Raw genomic sequence first — 18317 nt, 5'->3', positions numbered from 1 at the left:
TACCTCCTGCCAAACAAAAAGGCAGCAGGGTAGCGAGGGACCGATCAAGGTCGAGACGTCCGTCAGAGTGGAAGTGGCTCCATTACGCCGATCCGGCGCTGGCCTCTATGTGCCGATCCGCGACTGGCTCCTATATGCCGATCACGGACTGGCCTCAATGTGCCGATCACGCGGTGGCTCCATTGTGCCGATCATCGGTGGCTCTATTGTGGCGGTCAGTGACACGCCGTGGCTGGAATCCAATTCCGGCCACCAGGGTTCGACACTTAACCCCGATTTTCGCGCCTTTTCGGAAAGTGACTCCAGTTCCGGCGCGGGTTTGAAGGCCATGATCGCAAAAGTGCTGTGGTGGCACGTTTGTAACAGCCACCGCCAAACTTGACGGCACTTTGTAGGTCGCTAAAGTGGCGGCATGCACGTCAAGCTCACCACCTCCGGAGGCCGCCGCTACGTCCAACTCGTCGAGTCCTATCGCGACGAGGCGGGACGAGTGAAGAAGCGCACCGTCGCCACGCTCGGCCGCGCCGAACAGGTCGATGGGTCGCTCGACGCGGTCATCAACGGCCTGCTGAAGATCACCGGTCGCGAACCGATGGGCGCCAAGCCGCCGGCGCCCACGGTGTCGTTCGAGTCCGCGCGGGCACTCGGTAACGTGTGGGCGCTGACCGAGCTGTGGAAGTCGCTGGGCTTCTCGGAGCTGCGGCGGGTATTTCGCCGTACGCGCCGCACCACGGACGTGGAAGCGCTGATCCGGCTGATGGTGCTCAACCGCCTGTGCGACCCTGAATCCAAACTCGGCGTGCTGCGCTGGGTGCAGACGGTGGCGCTGCCCGACTTCGGGCCGAAGGCGGTCACGCACCAGCAGTTGCTGCGCAGCCTCGATGCGCTGATGGATCATCAGGACGAGGTCGATGCGGTGGTCGCCGGGCTGCTTCGCCCGCTGATCGATCAGGATCTCTCGGTGGTCTTCTACGACCTCACGACGATCCGAAGCGAAGGACTCAGCCAGCAGGCCGGCGACGTGCGCCAGTACGGCATGGCCAAGGAGGGGCTGATTGCCCGCCAGTTCATGCTGGGTGTGGTGCAGACCGCCGAAGGGCTGCCGATCTACCACGAGGTGTTCGACGGCAACACGGCCGAGACGCGCACCCTGCTGCCCACGCTCACCCAGGTGCTCGAGCGCTTCCCGTCGGTGCAGCGCCTGGTGCTGGTGGCCGACCGGGGGCTGCTCAGCCTGGACAATCTCGAAGCGCTGAAGGCCGTGCGCTTGGCCAGCGGCAAGCCGCTCGAATTCATCGTCGCCGTGCCCGGTCGGCGCTACAACGAGTTCATCGAGCTGCTCGAACCCTTCCACGAAGCGCAGTGCGCTGGCGCCACGCAGGAGGTCATCTCGGAGCACACCTGGAACGACCTTCGGTTGGTGGTCGCGCACGATCCCGCGACGGCCGCAACCAAGACCGAGCAGCGCAATGAGCGTGTCGACGCGCTGATCCGCCAGGCGGACCAATGGTCGGGCAAGCTCACCGAGCAGGATGAAGGCGTGAAGCACCGAGGGCGCAAGCTCTCGGACAGCGGCGCCAAGGCGCGCTTCTACCACGCGGTCAGCGAAGCGCACCTGTCGCGCATCATCAAGGTGGATCTGAGCGAGGAGCTCTTCAGCTACCACATCGACGACAAGGCGAAGCGTCTTGCCGAAATGATGGACGGCAAGCTGCTGCTGGTCACCAACGCCGAGGGCCTCGCCGCGCAGAGCGTGATTCAGCGTTACAAGTCGCTCGCCGATATCGAGCGCGGTTTCAAGGTGCTCAAGTCCGAGATCGAGATCGGCCCGGTGTATCACCGCCTGCCCGAGCGGATCCGCGCGCACGCGTCGATCTGCTTCATGGCGCTGATCCTTCACCGGGTGATGCGCAGTCGCCTGAAGGCGGCCAATGCGGGCTACACGCCCGAGCGGGCGCTCGAGCAACTGCAGCGCATCCAGCATCACCGCGTGCGCCTGAACGGCGGCGAGCCGGTGGCGGGGGTGTCGACGCTCAGCACGGAACAGAACGAGGTGCTTCATGCATTGGGGATAGAAAAACCAGCGGCGCCGGAGCAGTTGGCGCTGTTGTAGTGGCATTTTTGAAAGTGCGATCTAGCAAAAACAAGCACTTGCGAGCGTAACTGTCGAACTCGGGCGGCCATCCTCGAGAGCCGCACGCTCGAGTGGATAGGTGCGGAACGCAACCGCCGGTGCGACGGCCTTTCCCGTCCTCATTCGTGCGATGCAGAATCGATCGGGCAAGGAGTTTAGGTCGCTCGATGTAATTTCTGTAGAGAGAAATTCTGCAACTCGTGCTGCATCGTGGGCACCCAGTCTCATGAAGATTTGCGTTCCGGAGTTCGATAGAACACTCTGAAGTGTCGTGGAGTCCAGTTGGCCAAGATTCTGGTGTGCGATGGTCAATGTCAGACCGTATTTGCGCGCTTCCGCAAAGATGCTTTCCATTGATGAAAACGCAGTGAAGTTCTGAAATTCATCCAGATACAGGTGGAAGGGAACTCGATTCTGTGGAGCGACATCATTGCGGCCAAGGGCTGCGGCAAACAGGCGGCTAGTCAGCAACATGCCGAGGAATTTTGAATCGGATTCGCCCAGCGCACCTTTGGACAGATTTACAAGCAGGATCTTCTTATGGTCCATTGCGTCGCGGAGGTTTATCGTGCTGCGTTGCTGGCCGATGACGTAGCGCACGAGTGGATTTTCCGTGAACTCGGCGAACTTATTCAGCACATAGGGGGCCATGTTACGCAGATCTTGGTCTCCCTTCGCGCGATGGGCGATGCCCCGCCAGAACAGCCGAAGCTCGCTATTCTGGCTACGGTTGAGAAGGAACTCGCGGAAGATGTCGTCTGCAAAAAGCTGTGGAATGTCGAGGAGGGTCGCGGGCGCGTCAGGGTTCTCCATGGCCAGGGTGACGGCATTGCGCATGTACAGGAAAAACATTGGTCCGAGCGATTCCGGGACGCTGGAGTAAAGTCGGCGAAAGATCTCGCCAAGGTCTCGAACGGCAATGTTGCACTCCATTTCGGGGTGAGGGCCGGAGAGCTCGAGCGGGTTAATGCCCGGAAGTGCATCGAACCGAGTGAAATCGAGCGCGATGATGTCGTCTTGACGGCTTGCTGGAATGCTCTCCAGCGCCTGGGCGTATAAGTCTCCATGGGGATCGAACAGAGCAACACCGCGACCTTCCATGATGTCCTGCTGCAGCATCTGCAGCATCAGGGTGGACTTACCGGTACCGGTCGCACCGACGATGTAGCAGTGCTGTGAGCGCGCGTCCTCGGCGAGACAGACCTGTTTCATTCCAAAGGGCGTCGCGCTCTCGCCAAGGAGGATTCCCTCGGCAGACGACTCGAACTGCACGATGGGTCTGCTCGGCGGAAAACCGAGCACCTTTAGTATCCGAGGATCGGGGAACAGGGGAGGCACGGCGCTGCCTGCTGGGAAGTAGGACGCGAGATCGCCAGGCTGGACCTGCGCCGCGTGGATTTCGGGCTGTAATTCCTGGATCGAATAGGTTCGACCCTGCAGGATCTCGTCCCCGGCGATCCTTGCGAGCGAGTCTGGCGGTTGCGTTTCGGAAGCAATGCTGAGCGCGAGATGCGCACCTGAACGGTGAGCCATCCAACGGAAGAGGATGTCTTGCGCCTGGCCCGCTTGGTCGGAGGTCAAACGTCCAGCCACATGTGTTTGACGGCCTGTGATCAACTCTGTCGATGGCGAGGCGAGTAGTTCTTCAGTGGCGGCGGCAACTCTTTCGAGCTCCGATTCGGAGATGATTCGACCTTGGAAGTCAATCCGCACTTCGCAATCGTGCCGCTGAGAGGGCAGGGCGGAAACGATGCACTCCAGAAACGATTGATGGACCAATGCCGGGCTCGGAAGCCTTACCTGGGAGCTCTCGCCGGTTGGTCCGGAAGCGAGGAGGCCCAAGGGGTGCCGTGGTTTGCTTGCAAGACCATGTGGGGTGAGTGCAATCAGGAATGCTGGACGCATGGGTGTATTCAGAACCATCGGTTCTCCGGATTTGAAGGAGAACTCTGGGAAGCCAGCTGCCAGGGCGATGCCCAGATTCCGCCCGAGCATAAGGACGCGTCGTATTGCTTCCGGCTCCGAAGGCATCCTCGAGCGGCACTCTATCTGCATGGTGTATCGGGGGGCGCCGGTCGTGCTGCCGGTGATGGCATGTACAAAGCTGACCCCATCGTTCTCGCCGAGACCGTGCAGGAGGGCGCCAAGGGCTCGCTGCCTTGCCGCTTCACCCCCCGCAATCAAATGGTTTCCTGTGCGGCGAGCCTCTGCTGCGGCGACAGCGTTGCTTGAGACACCCGCGAGTTCGAAGGTCAAGATCGCCGTAGATGGCTGGAAGGTGTTGGCGAGAGCTTCGGCTGCCTTGACATGGGATTCGCAAACGGCAGTGTGCTCAGCAGGTGCGCTCATGATCTTCTCCTCCCTCTCGAGTGAATACCGGGCGCGCCCTTGCAGGTGTGCCCTCAGCCTTTGTTCCGCCCATTCGTGTTGATCCGATGCCCAGGTTTCACCCCCTGCTTAATCGCCGATGAGGACGCGGATGCGTGCGCCTTCGGGGAGATCGCGGGTCTGGTGCCCGAGGCTCTTGCCCGCACCACGGTTGTCCCCTGCGTCGATGTAACGGACGTTGGCGTTGGCGCCGCCCTCGCGGGTCATCGCGAAGGGGTATTCGTCTCGGTCCATGCCCTTGGCGGTCTCCGGCTTGCGCGGAATGTGCTTGAGCGACTGCGCCCGCTGTTGCTGGGCATGCGCACGATCGATCGTCAGGATGGTGGGCTGTCCCATCCGCTGCGCATGCTCAATGTGCGCGGCGGCGGCCGGATGCTTGCTTCGCCTGATCAGGACATCGGTGGGTTTCGGCGTTTGACGGGCCATCTGCCTGGCAGCCGCTCGTGCGGCCGCTGAAGCGATGGAGCCGCCCCAGGCCTCACCGGGCGTCCCCACCAGCATCGTCGTTGCGGTCAGGAAGGTGATTACACCCGTGAGCAAACGCTTGGTAGTTCTCATGACGCTCTCCTTACAGTGGGGGAATGACAGGTGAAGCAGGCTAAGCTCGGACGGTCAAAGGACCAGGATCCAGATCGAGACTGCAGAGATGATCAGCAGAGCCAGCCCGGCAGGTGTAAGCAGCAGCGTCTTCACCAGGCTGCTGATGAGATCACCTGCGACATGGACTGCAATCTGGCGCATGGCTTTGCCGAACAGCGAGAAGACGGCGGCAACGAGCAGCAAGGGGGCTGCCCAGACTGGCAGCACCGAGAACAGGCCGTCGAAGACCGGTTCCAGCATTGGCGAGAACGCGAGGAGCAGAACCAGGGAGATGATCACGCCAGCCATCCGCCTTAGTCCGACGATGATGAGGAGTCCGGCGAGGACCAGCAGCGGCAGCACCGCCTCGGTCGGCATGAACAGTGCTGCGATTCCGAACGTATTCATGACTTCTCCTTTACTCGGCGGACTTGGGTTGCGACGGGTTTTGTGGCCAAGCTGATGGCATGGGTTCGGAGCTGGTGGCGGGGGTATCTGCAGCAGCGCCGGTCTACAAGCGGGGCTGCGATCCAGTCGCGCGCGCCCGCGCGAGCAGGACTCCGTGAGGAGCTACGTTGGTGCCGTGCGCTTCGCCAGGGTCAAGAAGCGAGCTCTTCCTGGGAGACGGATTCGTTGCTCGCCGGGGCCGGTTCGAGTGTCGAGCGCGTGCCGACGCCCGGCAACGGGGCCAGACGGACCTCGAGCGGCTCGAGTTCTTCGGCGATCTGGTCGCGGATCTGCTCCGCGTATCGCGCCATTTGGGCGGCGAGTGCGCGGTCCTGGACGCGACGTACGAGAGCGAAGGTTTCGTCGTTTGCCGAGCGGTTCAGTGCGATCCACATCATCATTTCGGGGAGCATGCCGACGAGCAGCCAGAACCCGACGGTGAGTTGTGCGGCCGGTTCGGAGAAGGTCATCTGCAGCAGGGCCTCCACGCGCTTGAAGTGTCCGCCGATGATGCGGCGGACCTCGGCGTCGATCCGGGTGTTGATCGCGCTCAGGCGGGCGCGGGCGTCGGCGCTGCGGGTCTCGACGTCACCGAGCTGCGCGAGCTCTTGGCGGGCCGCATCGATCTGGCGCCCGAGGCGCTCGGCGTTGACCCGGTGACCGCCGGCCTTGGTCCCGCAGCCGCGTACACGGGCAACATTTCCGGTGACGTTGCCTTCGCACTCGTTGCGCTCGTTGGCCCACTCCTGCGCTTGTTCGGCGACCATCTGGGCGATCGCGGCCTGCAACTGATCGGCGCGAGCGGCGGCAGCGGCAGTGCGGCTGACCGCCTGGCGGGCGGCCTCGAGCTCGGGACGGAACTGCGCGTCCTGCTCGATCTGGGCACGCTGCGCTTGGGACTGTCTGGCCAGCACGCGGTCGATGTCGTCGTGGAACGTGTTCATGCTCATCAGGAACGCACTGATGGCGACGATGAAGAGCGAGCCGATGCGCACGACGTAGGAGCCCAGGCGCGAGACGTTGGGGGCGCCCCGGGTCTGGATGCGCACGTGCCGGTCGATGGTGGCCAGGGCCGTGCCAGCGGTGACGCCGAACAGGGCGGCCGCGAACAGGGGATAGCCGAACGCGCCCAGTGCGATGTTGAAGACGGCCCAGGCGAAGAAGAGGGCGCAGTAGATGATGGCCAGGGCGTGGAAGACGATCTCGGAGGCGAGCCTGGGGGCGGTCTGGATGAGTTCCCACTCGTGCGGGCAGACGGCCATGAACCTGGCCAGCGCGTAGCGGACGCGTTCGATGCCGCTGTACTGTTTGCTGTCGGTGCTCATGTTCTTCTCCTCGGTGGTGGGGACGATGAAGTGCTGCTCGCATGCGGCGCGACAGGTCTGTGGCGGGGCAGGTGCGAAGCGATCAACGTGCGTTGCGGCCGCAGGCGGCGGACAACGTGAGGAGAAGAAGCGAGTGCGCGTCGGTCGACGGACTCGTCTGGGAGAAGCAGCGAGGGATGCTGCGGTGGCGGTTACGTGTTGCGGTTGAGTTTTGAGGTGAAACGGGAACGAGTGGCAGGCCTCGAGCCTGAAACAGGTCGAGGCGCACTGCAGGCGCGAGCAGGACTGCTCGCGAGGGGAAGGCGCACGAACGCGCGCGGGGGAGGGACCGGGAAACGCCGGCGGACCGAACCATCCGGTCCTTTGCTTCCGGCTACAGGTGGGAAAAACCCGGTCGCCCGATCAGCGACCCTCAGCCGGGCGCAGTGAAACGGATCGCGTCCCCGTCGATAGTGGCCTGGACCGTTCGCTCAACGTCGCCCGCAGGTTGTTGAAAAAGATAGTCCGACAGCGGGTCGGTCAACAATCGGTCCAGCTCAGGCTTGAGGCCTCTTCCGCCGAGTAGCAATGCATCGGGGTGGGAAAGAGTCCGTTGGACGACGAGCTCGATCACGGAATTGTCGACCCTCAGATCAATCCCGTGCAGCCTACGGCAGGCGCGGCTGACATTGATAATGAATTTCTGGCAAACCCTGTGCAAGTCGCGCAGGTAGTCGAACACAACGATCGATTCGGCACCGCCGAAGCGGCCGAGCAACTCCGGGCGCCCAAGGCCGGTAACGAACTCGTCTCTGATCGCGTCCCGCACTTTCTGCTGAATCTCCGCAAACGGCGTCTCGTAGCCGAACCGGGCTCGCCGACTGGGCCGCCCGCCCTGATCCTGAATCTCTTCATACATGCCGAGGTTCGACGTGAAGATCAGGATCGCCTGACCGAAGTAGGCGGTCTCACCTTGGCCGGATGTCAGACGACCGTCATCCAGCACACCTAGCAGGGTATCGAGGAGGCGCCGGTGCGCCTTCTCGATTTCGTCGAACAGGACGACGCTGTTCGGTTTTGCACGGATGCCCTCGGTCAGCTCCCCGCCACGCTCGAAGCCGACATAGCCCGGCGGGGCACCGATCAGGCGCGCCACTGCATGTTCTTGACGGAGCTCACCACAGTCGAAGCGCAGCAGTTGCTCTTGCCCGAATACGATCTGGCTGATGGCCTTCGCCATCTCTGTTTTGCCCGTTCCGGTCGGTCCAGCGAAAAACAGGACCGCTCTCGGTCCCTCGGATCCTTCACTCTGGTGAGCTGCAGCGAGGCCGGTAATCGCCTTGCGCAGGGCCGACACAACTGCATTTACGGCGGCCGGCTGGCCTGCCACCCGACGGTCAAGCACCTCTTGGGCCGAGGCGATCGAATGGCGAATTCTGTCACCAGCCCAAGGGCTGAAGCTCGCACCGATCCGAACCGCCCTGCCGAGTTCCTCCAGATCGTGCAGGCGTGCAATCCCTTGGCGTATCGCTGTATGCAGAAGTGCATCGACCTGGTCGAGCGTCCAGTCCTCCGTTGAGTTGCCAAGTGTTTCCGCTACTGCCGAGATATCCGCTCCGCACTGTTTCGCGAGCAATCTGCCGCGTAGCTCCACATAGCGATAACGGACATCGCGTGAGGCAGCAGGAATATGAAGGGTCCGAACCGAAGGGGATGCCAGGATCGCATGCGGGATGGCAGTAGTTTGGCTGGTGCGCAGGAAAAGGATCGTCGATCGTTTAGCAACGCGGGAAAAGCGCTCGATCGCCTGGAGACTCTGAAAGTCGGCTTCCCGTGGATTCGATGGGTCTTCGAAGAGGAGGGCTGCATTGATGACGAGGGCGAACCTCGTTTCACCACCCAGTGCCCCAAGCTTGGAAAACGCGCTGAGAGCTTCGTCGAACTTGATTGGCGACGGAGTGCCAATGCGTCTGGGCAGGCTCGTTTCCTCCAGCAGCTCGTCAGGGCCGTGCTCTAGGGATATCTCGCCGCTGCAAGGGTCGAAGAGCCACGTTGCCTTGGCCTGTATCGATTCGTGGCATATGCGCTCGAAGCCCTGCAGGCGCAGACCATCCCCTGGGGCGGGTACCAGAAAACGGTCGAATTGGCGACGCCCCGCCACTGCGATGGTGCTTGAAACGTGTGCTGCCAGAGTGATGTTCTGCCCAAGTGCGTCATCGAATTGTGCGGCCATCTTCGTCATCCTCTTGAGTCAGGAGCATCTCAGTTCAAGCAGCGCTGTATATGGAAGACGTGCGGCATGGGGTGCTTCCCGTCGAGATGCCCCCACAGGCACGTCACCTTCAAAGCTCCGATGCGAATCGATTCCGTGCAGCCGCTGGCCGGCGCGCGCGTTTGATTCGCCGTTCGTGCTCGATAACCTCGCTCTCGGTATGCACATCCCCCGTACGCTCAGGGGCGGCAGCTTGAGCGAGACGGTGGCAGACATCGGTAGTGAGCTTTTCTTCCAGCTCGGCCGATGAACTCGCATCGGTCTTGAGCTCCAGTTCGGTGGCGTATCCCCCGTCCGGAGATTCGAATTCCTGTGCCTCGAGCCAGACTTCCGGGTGCGACAGATCCACCACGACCAAACCCCCGTCGTCATCGCGCTGCAGGACTTCGAATCCCTGGGTGCGCATCGCCTTCACCCAATCGGCTTTTGCGAGTGCGGTCTTCAGATTCCGGCGGGCGTCCCGGCCGAGCTGATCGAACTCGCGCTCGATGCTCGGGCTCATTTCCTCGGTCCCTTCGGCAATGCGCTGCAACTTGATGACCAGGCTGCTCCAGCGTCTTGAAAGATCCGGACTGTCCTGGAGCAGTTCCGGAGCCCGCTGCATCAGCTCGATTGCGCGCTGGGTGCTACGGCGTCTGTGTTGTTCTCTGGACACCCAGCGCTTAACCTGGGCGGTAAGGTCCTGCTCGTGCGAGTGTGCCAGCGCGTGGGTGATCAGGCCTCTGGTGGATGCGGGCAGGTCGGCGAGATTCAGCCCCGCAGCGGTAAGGTGCATGTCCAGAGACTCCTGCAGTCGGTGTCGTGCTTCATTCCTGCACTTCGCATCGTGTCGCTCCTGCGCAGCCCCGGCGTTACTGGCCACGACCGTGCCGCCGGCAAGCGAACTGGCACGGCGCCGGGCATCAAGTCGTGCATCGAGGTCAGTCTGCTGCTGCGCCAGATCCCGGATCAGCCTCTCGAGCAGCAGGGCGTGCCGCTCCACCGATTCCAGTTCGTCATCGACGGCTGGCCGTTCGGGGATGGCTCCCGCCCGGTGAGATAGGCCCAGCTCGCTTGCCGTCGCCATGATCTCGCGCATCTGAAGGCGGAGCTGCTCCTCATGGTCCGCGATAGTGCGCCAGGCGGCTGCCTTGGCCTTGCGGCGGGCGAGTAGGCCCTCGGCCGTCTTGATGGCTTCATCGACCTTGCTCGAAAACGCCTCGATCTGCTGGGCCATTCGGTCCGCGAACCTCTCCAGCACATCCGGATCGTTTCCTTGAGGCACGAGAAAGCTCGGAACAGCGGGAGCAATGGCGTTCAGGTCGGGCAGCCGGACCGAGGCTTCATCGAGGCGACGGATCACCGCCTGCAGATGCGTTTCGTGTCCAGCGATCCGCTCATTCAGTTGAGCCGTGCGGGCGGCGGCTCTCGCGGAGGCTTCGCGCTCGCGGACATCCTCCAGGGTGGCTTCTATCGATGTTGAACGCATGGATACCGTCGTGGTGGACATGGTCCGCTCCCTTTTTTTTGCCCTGTATCGGTTGTCAGGACGGTGGCGAATTGAACGCGCCGCGCAGGTCGGCCTCGAAGAGGTCCGTCATGGTTTGTGCCGCTGCCTGATCGCCCTTAAGCGCGCGCTGCGCAAGGCTGATGAGCGAGCGCTCCGCTTCCTGGTCGCTCAAGTCCAGTTCTCGCCAGGTCCGGGGCGCGTCGGGGCGCACTGCTTGGGACAGGCTCAACAGAACCCAGTCTGGGCTTCGCCCCTGGTCCTGTGCATCCTTCATCGCCTTGGCAAGCCCGACCCACGCGGTGCTCTCCGCCCAATCCAGAATCTCCCCGATCCGGGCCGTCGCTTCGCCCCAGCGTACGGGCCTGCAGGACGCCGCCAGCAGGTCTTCCAGTCGCCAGAAAGACTCGCCGCCCAGGCTGAAGGCCGCCTTCGACGCGCCTGGCGCCAGCGACCCCCATGGCGGCACACCAGGAAGCTCATTGGCCGACGTCGAGCGTGACGCGATCTCGAGATCGCTCGGCAACCAACGCCCTTCCGGATGGGGCCACAGGCAGCCCATCAGGACGCGTCCAAGTCGGGGGTCGGCGATCGAGCCGAATGGAATTGCCCCGGCCTGCAGATCAGCGTGTGTGCATGGCTGGCCCCACGCTGCTTGGGCAAGGATCTGCCCGGCCGAGAATACCGCAGCATTCCTCGAAAGGATCGTTTGCGACAGCACCTCTGGGGCAGCCCAGATCCGAGACAGGAGCGCGCTTCGGGCAAACTCCGGTCTGTACGGGCTGAGCGACTCCATCGCGCTGGTTTCGGCGAGCGCTCCCGCTGCGACCAAGGACAGGTGCCCGTCATCGGACCTTACGATTTGGGCAGGATCGAACGATATGGGCTGCAGACCTTCACGATTGAGGCTTGCGAGCCACGTGGCGAGGGAGGGCAAGAGCGACAGAGCCCGCTGCTCGGAAGGGTCGGTCATTGCAAACCACTTGTTCAGTAGCGGACCGCTGAGCGATGGCGAGATCAGGTCATAGTCGGCACGTGCCCCTCCGAGGTCCAGCGTCCCATGAGCCCATACCCTTGGGGCTTCGCGTGCGGTCATGACTTCCAGTCGTCTGTATACCGACACTGTGGAGAGGGACCCCGTGCGATAGCGAAAGAAGATGCCGTTGAGCTGGCCACTCTTCACCTCATTCCGAACTGGCCAGATATCCGCCGCCTCGGTGCTATCGACCGGCCCGACAGCGCGCCAGCCCGCCCGGAGAACATCATCCGGAAGGGGGGAGACCTCCTCGGACGACGCATCCGTTGCAGGTGGACTTGTCGTCTCGGTTTCTTCGCCCGTCGTGCGCGGGCGCAGGCCAAGGCGGCTGATGAAACTCGCGAGACGGCCCTCGCGATCCGCAGATGCGGGTTCGGAGCCGCTACCCGATGCACTGTCTCGCGGGCGCACCGAGTCGTCCGAATCCGTCGCGCCTCCAACCGGTCCCGGGGGGCAGGGTTTCCCGCCCTCGTCGCCGGTTGTTGGCAGAAGGCGGGCTCCATCCTGCGGGCAATAGTCCTCGCCCTCGTATTCCGTGCGACACTCGGGACAGATCCGCATCGTCTTCATGTTCATGTCAGTCGTTCGTCCGGGATTTTCTCGTGTGCCAAGACCATTGCTCGAAACCCGATTGTCGCGCTGCGCGCCGCATTCGGGTTGTGTCCGGCACCCCGACGGTGATGATCGCGCCTTCCGGCCCCGAGCCAATCTGGATTACCCCTTGGGGCCATTGCTCCCAGCCCTGATAGAGATCACGGGCCAGATTGCTCAGTAGCACGACGTCTTGATTTCGCGAACCGCTTAGCGGGGTCGACTCGAGTTCCTGCCTGAAGGGACCGGTGATAGCAACGTCGAGTGCAGCAATGAGCTGCGGATGACGCGCAGCCAGGGTCGGCCAGTTCAGTCCTGAGTAGAGCACGATCTCGGCTTCAGGAAACTCACTCCGGAATGCTTCGGCCAAGGCTGTCACCGCATCGGCCTGGTCGGTCGGTTCTCCGCCGCTGATGGTGAGGCCGGAGGGGGTTTTTGGCTGCCTATGTGCAAGCTCCATCAAGCTCGCAATACGGATCCGCGTGCCGCCTTCCCTCGGCCAGGTGTGCATGGATGCACAGCCGGGGCACTTTGGAAGGGAGCAGCCCTGCACCCAGACCCCCATTCGGTGCGGAGTCGCCCCCAGGACGCCACGGGCAAGCCCGAATGTCAGCTGGCTGATGTTGATGAGCATCACTCCAGCTCCTTCACGCTGCAATGGAAGACGTGCTGGTACACCTCGCCACCACGCGTAAGCAGGGTGAACCGGACCGAGCCTGATTCGCACGGAAAAACGACCGATCCAGCAAGGTGTCCCGAGGCCTCCCCTGGGAGCAGGGTTGGCTGGCGGCCGAACACCTCGTCGGGGGCGATCATCAAATAGGCACAATCCCCGGCGGCGAAATGCAGGCTTATGGGTTGCCCCCACAAGCCTGCAGCCCGGGTTGGGCAGCGGAGCAGTTTCCTTGGCGCTTCGGGTGCATCGCCCGCGCTCTCTAGGCGACTCCAGATGCTTTCCACCTCCTCGATCAGCGGCAGGACATGAGCCAGCAGGCGGAGTGTGCAGGTTGGCGTCTCTGCAAGCGCGCCACTGGCGAGCCCTTTCGCGAGCAGCTGATGCCAGACGGGCAGAACCTCGGCGACAACCCGATTGCGGTCATGGTCGTTCAGAAGCGCGAACGCCATTAACGCGGGGTCATCAGGGAGGTGGCTGCGAGAAATGCCGCTTCTTGCAAGCGCGTCGCGCTCTTGCCGGACCCGAAAGTAAGCCCGATGTGTGTTCTGGAGCAACCGTTCGATGGCTGGTGCATCCTGTGTCCTGATGGCATCTGGCATCACGAAGCAAGCTCCTTCTGCGACGGTTGTTCGTTGCTGACGCGTGCGGTGTCGCGAGTGCGAGGTGCGGGCACGGCGGCAAGGCGGACCTCGAGCGGTTTCAGCCCCTCAGCACTCACATCGCGCAGTTGTTCACTGTATCGCGCCATTTGGGCGGCGAGTGCGCGGTCCTGGACGCGACGTACGAGAGCGAAGGTTTCGTCGTTTGCCGAGCGGTTCAGTGCGATCCACATCATCATTTCGGGGAGCATGCCGACGAGCAGCCAGAACCCGACGGTGAGTTGTGCGGCCGGTTCGGAGAAGGTCATCTGCAGCAGGGCCTCCACGCGCTTGAAGTGTCCGCCGATGATGCGGCGGACCTCGGCGTCGATCCGGGTGTTGATCGCGCTCAGGCGGGCGCGGGCGTCGGCGCTGCGGGTCTCGACGTCACCGAGCTGCGCGAGCTCTTGGCGGGCCGCATCGATCTGGCGCCCGAGGCGCTCGGCGTTGACCCGGTGACCGCCGGCCTTGGTCCCGCAGCCGCGTACACGGGCAACATTTCCGGTGACGTTGCCTTCGCACTCGTTGCGCTCGTTGGCCCACTCCTGCGCTTGTTCGGCGACCATCTGGGCGATCGCGGCCTGCAACTGATCGGCGCGAGCGGCGGCAGCGGCAGTGCGGCTGACCGCCTGGCGGGCGGCCTCGAGCTCGGGACGGAACTGCGCGTCCTGCTCGATCTGGGCACGCTGCGCTTGGGACTGTCTGGCCAGCACGCGGTCGATGTCGTCGTGGAACGTGTTCATGCTCATCAGGAACGCACTGATGGCGACGATGAAGAGCGAGCCGATGCGCACGACGTAGGAGCCCAGGCGCGAGACGTTGGGGGCGCCCCGGGTCTGGATGCGCACGTGCCGGTCGATGGTGGCCAGGGCCGTGCCAGCGGTGACGCCGAACAGGGCGGCCGCGAACAGGGGATAGCCGAACGCGCCCAGTGCGATGTTGAAGACGGCCCAGGCGAAGAAGAGGGCGCAGTAGATGATGGCCAGGGCGTGGAAGACGATCTCGGAGGCGAGCCTGGGGGCGGTCTGGATGAGTTCCCACTCGTGCGGGCAGACGGCCATGAACCTGGCCAGCGCGTAGCGGACGCGTTCGATGCCGCTGTACTGTTTGCTGTCGGTGCTCATGTTCTTCTCCTCGGTGGTGGGGACGATGAAGTGCTGCTCGCATGCGGCGCGACAGGTCTGTGGCGGGGCAGGTGCGAAGCGATCAACGTGCGTTGCGGCCGCAGGCGGCGGACAACGTGAGGAGAAGAAGCGAGTGCGCGTCGGTCGACGGACTCGTCTGGGAGAAGCAGCGAGGGATGCTGCGGTGGCGGTTACGTGTTGCGGTTGAGTTTTGAGGTGAAACGGGAACGAGTGGCAGGCCTCGAGCCTGAAACAGGTCGAGGCGCACTGCAGGCGCGAGCAGGACTGCTCGCGAGGGGAAGGCGCACGAACGCGCGCGGGGGAGGGACCGGGAAACGCCGGCGGACCGAACCATCCGGTCCTTTGCTTCCGGCTACAGGTGGGAAAAACCCGGTCGCCCGATCAGCGACCCTCAGCCGGGCGCAGTGAAACGGATCGCTTGACGATTGGCAGGCTGTCGTCACATGGCTCGAGCGCGTTGGCAATCCGCTCACGTAAAGAAATATTCGGAGTCCCTGACCCGTTCGATCCAGTCGTCCTTGAAACCAACCGGGCTTTCCGACCCCCGTTTTGCGAAAGTCCCTTCGTGCGCACCCGATCCCCACTTCTGTGCCAGGTCGAGCAGCTTCCCCGCGAGCGTCGATGACCCGTTCGTCCTTTGCTCCCCATCTGAATGGGCCGCTGCAGCCGCCAGGTTGTCGCACCACACCTCGAACGCTGCGAGCCGATCGATGCCTGGAGGGTGGGTGTCGACAAAGGCATCCCGGATACACTGGCTCAAGACAGCCATGTCGCATGCGTGCGTTCCGAATGAGTCGTGAATGCAGCTGACTGACGTCACCCCCCTGCTTCGGGCGAGATTGACTGTCCTGACCAGGTGCGAGGCGTCTACGCTGTGAATGAAATTGGGCAGGATTCCCGTGCGTTGACCATGCTTCGAGATATCGTCCTTCAAGTGTCTCAGCACATATCTGAGACGATGGTCGAGCACCTTCACATCAAAGTCATGCCTCGTCAGCTTGAACGCGTCCTGCAGGACTGGTAGTCCGCTCGGTGCCACCCACATCACGGGAATTCCCTGGCGCAGGACGGGCTCGATGCTGGTCGAAAGCCTTCTCTTGAAGTTGTGAATCGCAGGAAATTTCACATCGAGAACTTCGGAAAAGTGCTCGGCGACGTGCCGCGCGCAAACCTTCGTCAGCCATGAGGCAAGACAGGCACGGCGACGATGTGCATCGCTCTTGAACTTCATCTCGACGGGAGCCCACTGGTCTCGATCGGGTATCGACTCGAAGAACGCTTCCTCGGGTGTCGGCTCGTCTGTCGACGATTCCCTCGCGAGCCTTCTAACGAGAGCCTTGCCGATAACGCCTTGGTAGTTCGACAGCCCTGCACCGTAAGGAATGATCATGACGACCTCTTTCGCCATGCTACGGTCTATGAGCTCTTGACGTGTCCTGAAGAAGTCGATTGCGAATTGGAGCGCGCCGTCCGTTGCCGCACCCTGGCTCTTTCCGTTTTTTCGCCGAATTGCAGGCGATGGAAGTAACAGGATCCGACGACGGACTTCCGCTGCCACCTCCGAGTAGATGTCACGCGGATCGTCCAGAGGTAGCACACACGTTGCGCGGGCAAGTTCCTCATCGCGGGTGATGGCAGCGATGTGCTGCAGACCGTTGCAGGTTCCATCGACATGAACCGGCAATCGAAGCGGCACATCCGGCCCTTTCTCCTGATAGTCTGCCCACGCAAAACAGAAGGCGAGGAACATGAACGGGCTCTTCGCAGCCCGCCACCACGGATTCCTCAAGGGGTCCCTTGCGCTCGCCAGAATCTCGGGAGAATGGGCCTCGATCCACTTCACGCGCTGGTCGAGCGTGGGCGCCGACCGTGTCCTGTCATCGAAATGGTCCAGTATCGTGCTGGACTGGATCTGCTGGCTGCCATGTATGGCCAGGTAGCGCACGCCATCTCCGGATAGAGGCTTCGCGTCGGCGAATTCCAGCAAGGCGCGGTTCAGATCGTCACCCTGGGGATTCAGTATTCCGGAAACCGGGTACAGCCGGCCGCGCGAGTCCGCTTGATAGGCGAAGTAGATGCGTTTTCCAATGGCATCGAGAAGGGTACTCAAGGCAACCCTGGTTGCCGCTCTCGCCCCGGGCCCCTTGACGTGTCTGCCGCTGCGCGAATAGAAGGATTGCTTCAACCACGCCCGCCAATCCTTCTTGCTGAACGTTGCCCGGCTTGGCTTTACTTCCTGCTTCGACTCCTCTGGCATCAAATCCTGCAGGGAATCAATGCCTCGGCTTGGCCGGCTGGTGCCGATGCGTACTCGATCGGCAACCGTTCCCAAGCCTCTGGGGAAGAGCTCAGCATCGGCGACCCGAATCACGGAAACCCCCGAGATCGCATAGAATTGCTCGACAACAGCCCAGACACGCAGATTGATCTGCCATGCCGTCTGCTGCAGTGCGTTGGCGGCCGCGAAGGCGGCGTTCAAACCCTCGTCGCCGTCGACGGCTTGCAGGAAATCGCGGATCCGCAGGTTCTTCCAGTGAAACTTGTAGAAGGGCAGGGTGCGCCAGTGAAACGCCCCGTGCCGTATCCCCCACTCGCCCCAGTCCTTGGGAGGTTCCACTAGGGGCGCGTTACGCTGCAGGACGAGTCGGTCGTCGCTCAGCTTCTTTACCCGCCGAAGCAAGGCAGGGGTGGGCAGGATCTTTTTTGTTCTCGTGCGCCCCATCTGGGCGAGCGTGAACCAGCGCTCGTCCATGCACTCGATGACGAGGTGTGTCACGGTCGCAGCAAACTGCAGCCCGTCATCGTAACTGACGCCTTTTTCCTCCTGCAGGCGCTCTCGAAGTTCCTCGGTGAGCCACAGTTTTTTGTGATGCCGGTTGGTATCGCGAAGCACACGAAGATTTCGCTGCGCCACTTCGGGACGCTGCGAGCAGACGGCGAACTCCAGGGCGAATGTTTCCCATACTGCGTGATAGACAGACTGTTGGGAGGCCAACGAATGTTCGCCGATCGCGAGATCCTCTTCCTCCGGGGCGTTCGAATCGATGCCGTCTTTCTCTCGCTCCGGCTCGACGTCCGCCTTCATTTCGAGCTCTTCGGAGGTCTCTGGTCCTGTTTCAGGTTCGCCGCCCGCAAGTGCATCGGCAGAGGGCTCGAAGGTATGCAGGTCGTCGCTTGTGAGGGAGGGAAGTACGGCCTCGATCAGACAGTGGAGGGTGGAATAGAAAAGGAACCGCGCCCGATGGCTAATGAGCGGTGCTTGCTCTTCAAGCTCCAACTTCTGCCATACCGTCTTTACGAATGTTGGCCGCCCGATGAGAGGCGCATGCTCCCCGAGGGGGGCGTTCCCGGCCTCCGGCGGGGCGAAGCCGAGCAGGCGCAACAATCGCGATTCGAAGTGCCTCAACGCTTCCGTGAGTTCGCCGGGGGCCTGCTTGTCACCACCTCGCAGGTGACCGAATACGGCCTCACGGAAGAGCGCGTCGGTCAGCATCCGCGAGCCCGACTCGCTCAGGTCTCCGTCGATGCTCTGGTAACGGCTGACGACCTGCTCCAAGGCTTGTTCGCGCGCGATCTGTGAGCTCATGCTTTCCTCATGAATCCGTGGTTTGCTGAAAGTCC

The 18317-nt window shown here is 62.6% G+C and carries 13 protein-coding genes; 2 read left to right on the top strand and 11 right to left on the bottom strand.

Translation table 11 applies throughout. The features are described 5' to 3' along the window. Positions 1 to 67 precede the first annotated feature (67 nt). Positions 68 to 382, top strand: a complete 315-nt coding sequence (locus tag AAG895_RS17930; protein ID WP_345793330.1) for a hypothetical protein — start codon at positions 68 to 70, stop codon at positions 380 to 382. A 30-nt stretch (positions 383 to 412) separates the two neighbouring features. Beyond that, positions 413 to 2113, top strand: coding sequence for an IS1634 family transposase (locus AAG895_RS17925; protein ID WP_345791802.1), 1701 nt, complete (start codon positions 413 to 415; stop codon positions 2111 to 2113). A 21-nt stretch (positions 2114 to 2134) separates the two neighbouring features. Here the strand turns inward: AAG895_RS17925 and AAG895_RS17920 are convergent, their stop codons facing one another. From AAG895_RS17920 to AAG895_RS17870, 11 genes are all read right to left on the bottom strand, one after another. Continuing rightward, positions 2135 to 4483, bottom strand: coding sequence for a type IV secretion system DNA-binding domain-containing protein (locus AAG895_RS17920; protein ID WP_345793329.1), 2349 nt, complete (start codon positions 4481 to 4483; stop codon positions 2135 to 2137). Between the two features lie 108 nt (positions 4484 to 4591). After that, on the bottom strand, positions 4592 to 5080 hold the full coding sequence (locus tag AAG895_RS17915; RefSeq protein WP_345793328.1) for a NucA/NucB deoxyribonuclease domain-containing protein: 489 nt from the start codon (positions 5078 to 5080) through the stop codon (positions 4592 to 4594). Positions 5081 to 5134: 54 nt separating this feature from the next. Further along, complete coding sequence (locus tag AAG895_RS17910) at positions 5135 to 5509, bottom strand: hypothetical protein (protein ID WP_345793327.1); 375 nt, start codon at positions 5507 to 5509, stop codon at positions 5135 to 5137. 191 nt (positions 5510 to 5700) lie between these two features. Next, entirely contained in the window at positions 5701 to 6873 is a 1173-nt protein-coding gene (locus tag AAG895_RS17905; RefSeq protein ID WP_345793326.1) for a DUF4407 domain-containing protein, read from the bottom strand. A gap of 412 nt (positions 6874 to 7285) precedes the next feature. Further along, positions 7286 to 9085 (bottom strand): AAA family ATPase, encoded by a 1800-nt coding sequence (locus AAG895_RS17900; RefSeq protein ID WP_345793325.1) that lies wholly within the window; start codon positions 9083 to 9085, stop codon positions 7286 to 7288. A gap of 109 nt (positions 9086 to 9194) precedes the next feature. Continuing rightward, positions 9195 to 10613, bottom strand: a complete 1419-nt coding sequence (locus tag AAG895_RS17895; protein ID WP_345793324.1) for a hypothetical protein — start codon at positions 10611 to 10613, stop codon at positions 9195 to 9197. Positions 10614 to 10647: 34 nt separating this feature from the next. Next, complete coding sequence (locus AAG895_RS17890) at positions 10648 to 12222, bottom strand: hypothetical protein (protein ID WP_345793323.1); 1575 nt, start codon at positions 12220 to 12222, stop codon at positions 10648 to 10650. Between the two features lies 1 nt (position 12223). Beyond that, on the bottom strand, positions 12224 to 12871 hold the full coding sequence (locus AAG895_RS17885; protein ID WP_345793322.1) for a 4Fe-4S cluster-binding domain-containing protein: 648 nt from the start codon (positions 12869 to 12871) through the stop codon (positions 12224 to 12226). Next, positions 12871 to 13512 carry a hypothetical protein gene (locus AAG895_RS17880; protein WP_345793321.1) on the bottom strand — a complete coding sequence of 214 codons (642 nt, stop codon included), beginning with the start codon at positions 13510 to 13512 and terminating at the stop codon, positions 12871 to 12873. The genes AAG895_RS17885 and AAG895_RS17880 overlap by 1 nt, the downstream gene beginning before the upstream one ends. After that, positions 13512 to 14675: a DUF4407 domain-containing protein gene (locus AAG895_RS17875; RefSeq protein ID WP_345793320.1), complete on the bottom strand. Its 1164-nt coding sequence runs from the start codon at positions 14673 to 14675 to the stop codon at positions 13512 to 13514. The genes AAG895_RS17880 and AAG895_RS17875 overlap by 1 nt, the downstream gene beginning before the upstream one ends. A 490-nt stretch (positions 14676 to 15165) precedes the next feature. After that, positions 15166 to 18282, bottom strand: a complete 3117-nt coding sequence (locus AAG895_RS17870; protein WP_345793319.1) for a DNA-directed RNA polymerase — start codon at positions 18280 to 18282, stop codon at positions 15166 to 15168. Positions 18283 to 18317 lie beyond the last annotated feature (35 nt).

This window comes from Thauera sp. JM12B12 (genome assembly GCF_039614725.1).
In the GTDB taxonomy this organism is placed as follows: Bacteria; Pseudomonadota; Gammaproteobacteria; order Burkholderiales; family Rhodocyclaceae; genus Thauera.
This window is presented reverse-complemented; position numbering and strand designations above follow the sequence as displayed.

Excerpts from the sequence above, each read along its gene's own strand:
- AAG895_RS17925 (WP_345791802.1), top strand. The coding sequence starts at position 413 with ATGCACGTCAAGCTCACCACCTCCGGAGGCCGCCGCTACGTCCAACTC.
- AAG895_RS17920 (WP_345793329.1), bottom strand. The coding sequence starts at position 4,483 with ATGAGCGCACCTGCTGAGCACACTGCCGTTTGCGAATCCCATGTCAAG.
- AAG895_RS17915 (WP_345793328.1), bottom strand. The coding sequence starts at position 5,080 with ATGAGAACTACCAAGCGTTTGCTCACGGGTGTAATCACCTTCCTGACC.
- AAG895_RS17910 (WP_345793327.1), bottom strand. The coding sequence starts at position 5,509 with ATGAATACGTTCGGAATCGCAGCACTGTTCATGCCGACCGAGGCGGTG.
- AAG895_RS17905 (WP_345793326.1), bottom strand. The coding sequence starts at position 6,873 with ATGAGCACCGACAGCAAACAGTACAGCGGCATCGAACGCGTCCGCTAC.
- AAG895_RS17900 (WP_345793325.1), bottom strand. The coding sequence starts at position 9,085 with ATGGCCGCACAATTCGATGACGCACTTGGGCAGAACATCACTCTGGCA.
- AAG895_RS17895 (WP_345793324.1), bottom strand. The coding sequence starts at position 10,613 with ATGTCCACCACGACGGTATCCATGCGTTCAACATCGATAGAAGCCACC.
- AAG895_RS17890 (WP_345793323.1), bottom strand. The coding sequence starts at position 12,222 with ATGAACATGAAGACGATGCGGATCTGTCCCGAGTGTCGCACGGAATAC.
- AAG895_RS17885 (WP_345793322.1), bottom strand. The coding sequence starts at position 12,871 with ATGCTCATCAACATCAGCCAGCTGACATTCGGGCTTGCCCGTGGCGTC.
- AAG895_RS17880 (WP_345793321.1), bottom strand. The coding sequence starts at position 13,512 with ATGCCAGATGCCATCAGGACACAGGATGCACCAGCCATCGAACGGTTG.
- AAG895_RS17875 (WP_345793320.1), bottom strand. The coding sequence starts at position 14,675 with ATGAGCACCGACAGCAAACAGTACAGCGGCATCGAACGCGTCCGCTAC.
- AAG895_RS17870 (WP_345793319.1), bottom strand. The coding sequence starts at position 18,282 with ATGAGCTCACAGATCGCGCGCGAACAAGCCTTGGAGCAGGTCGTCAGC.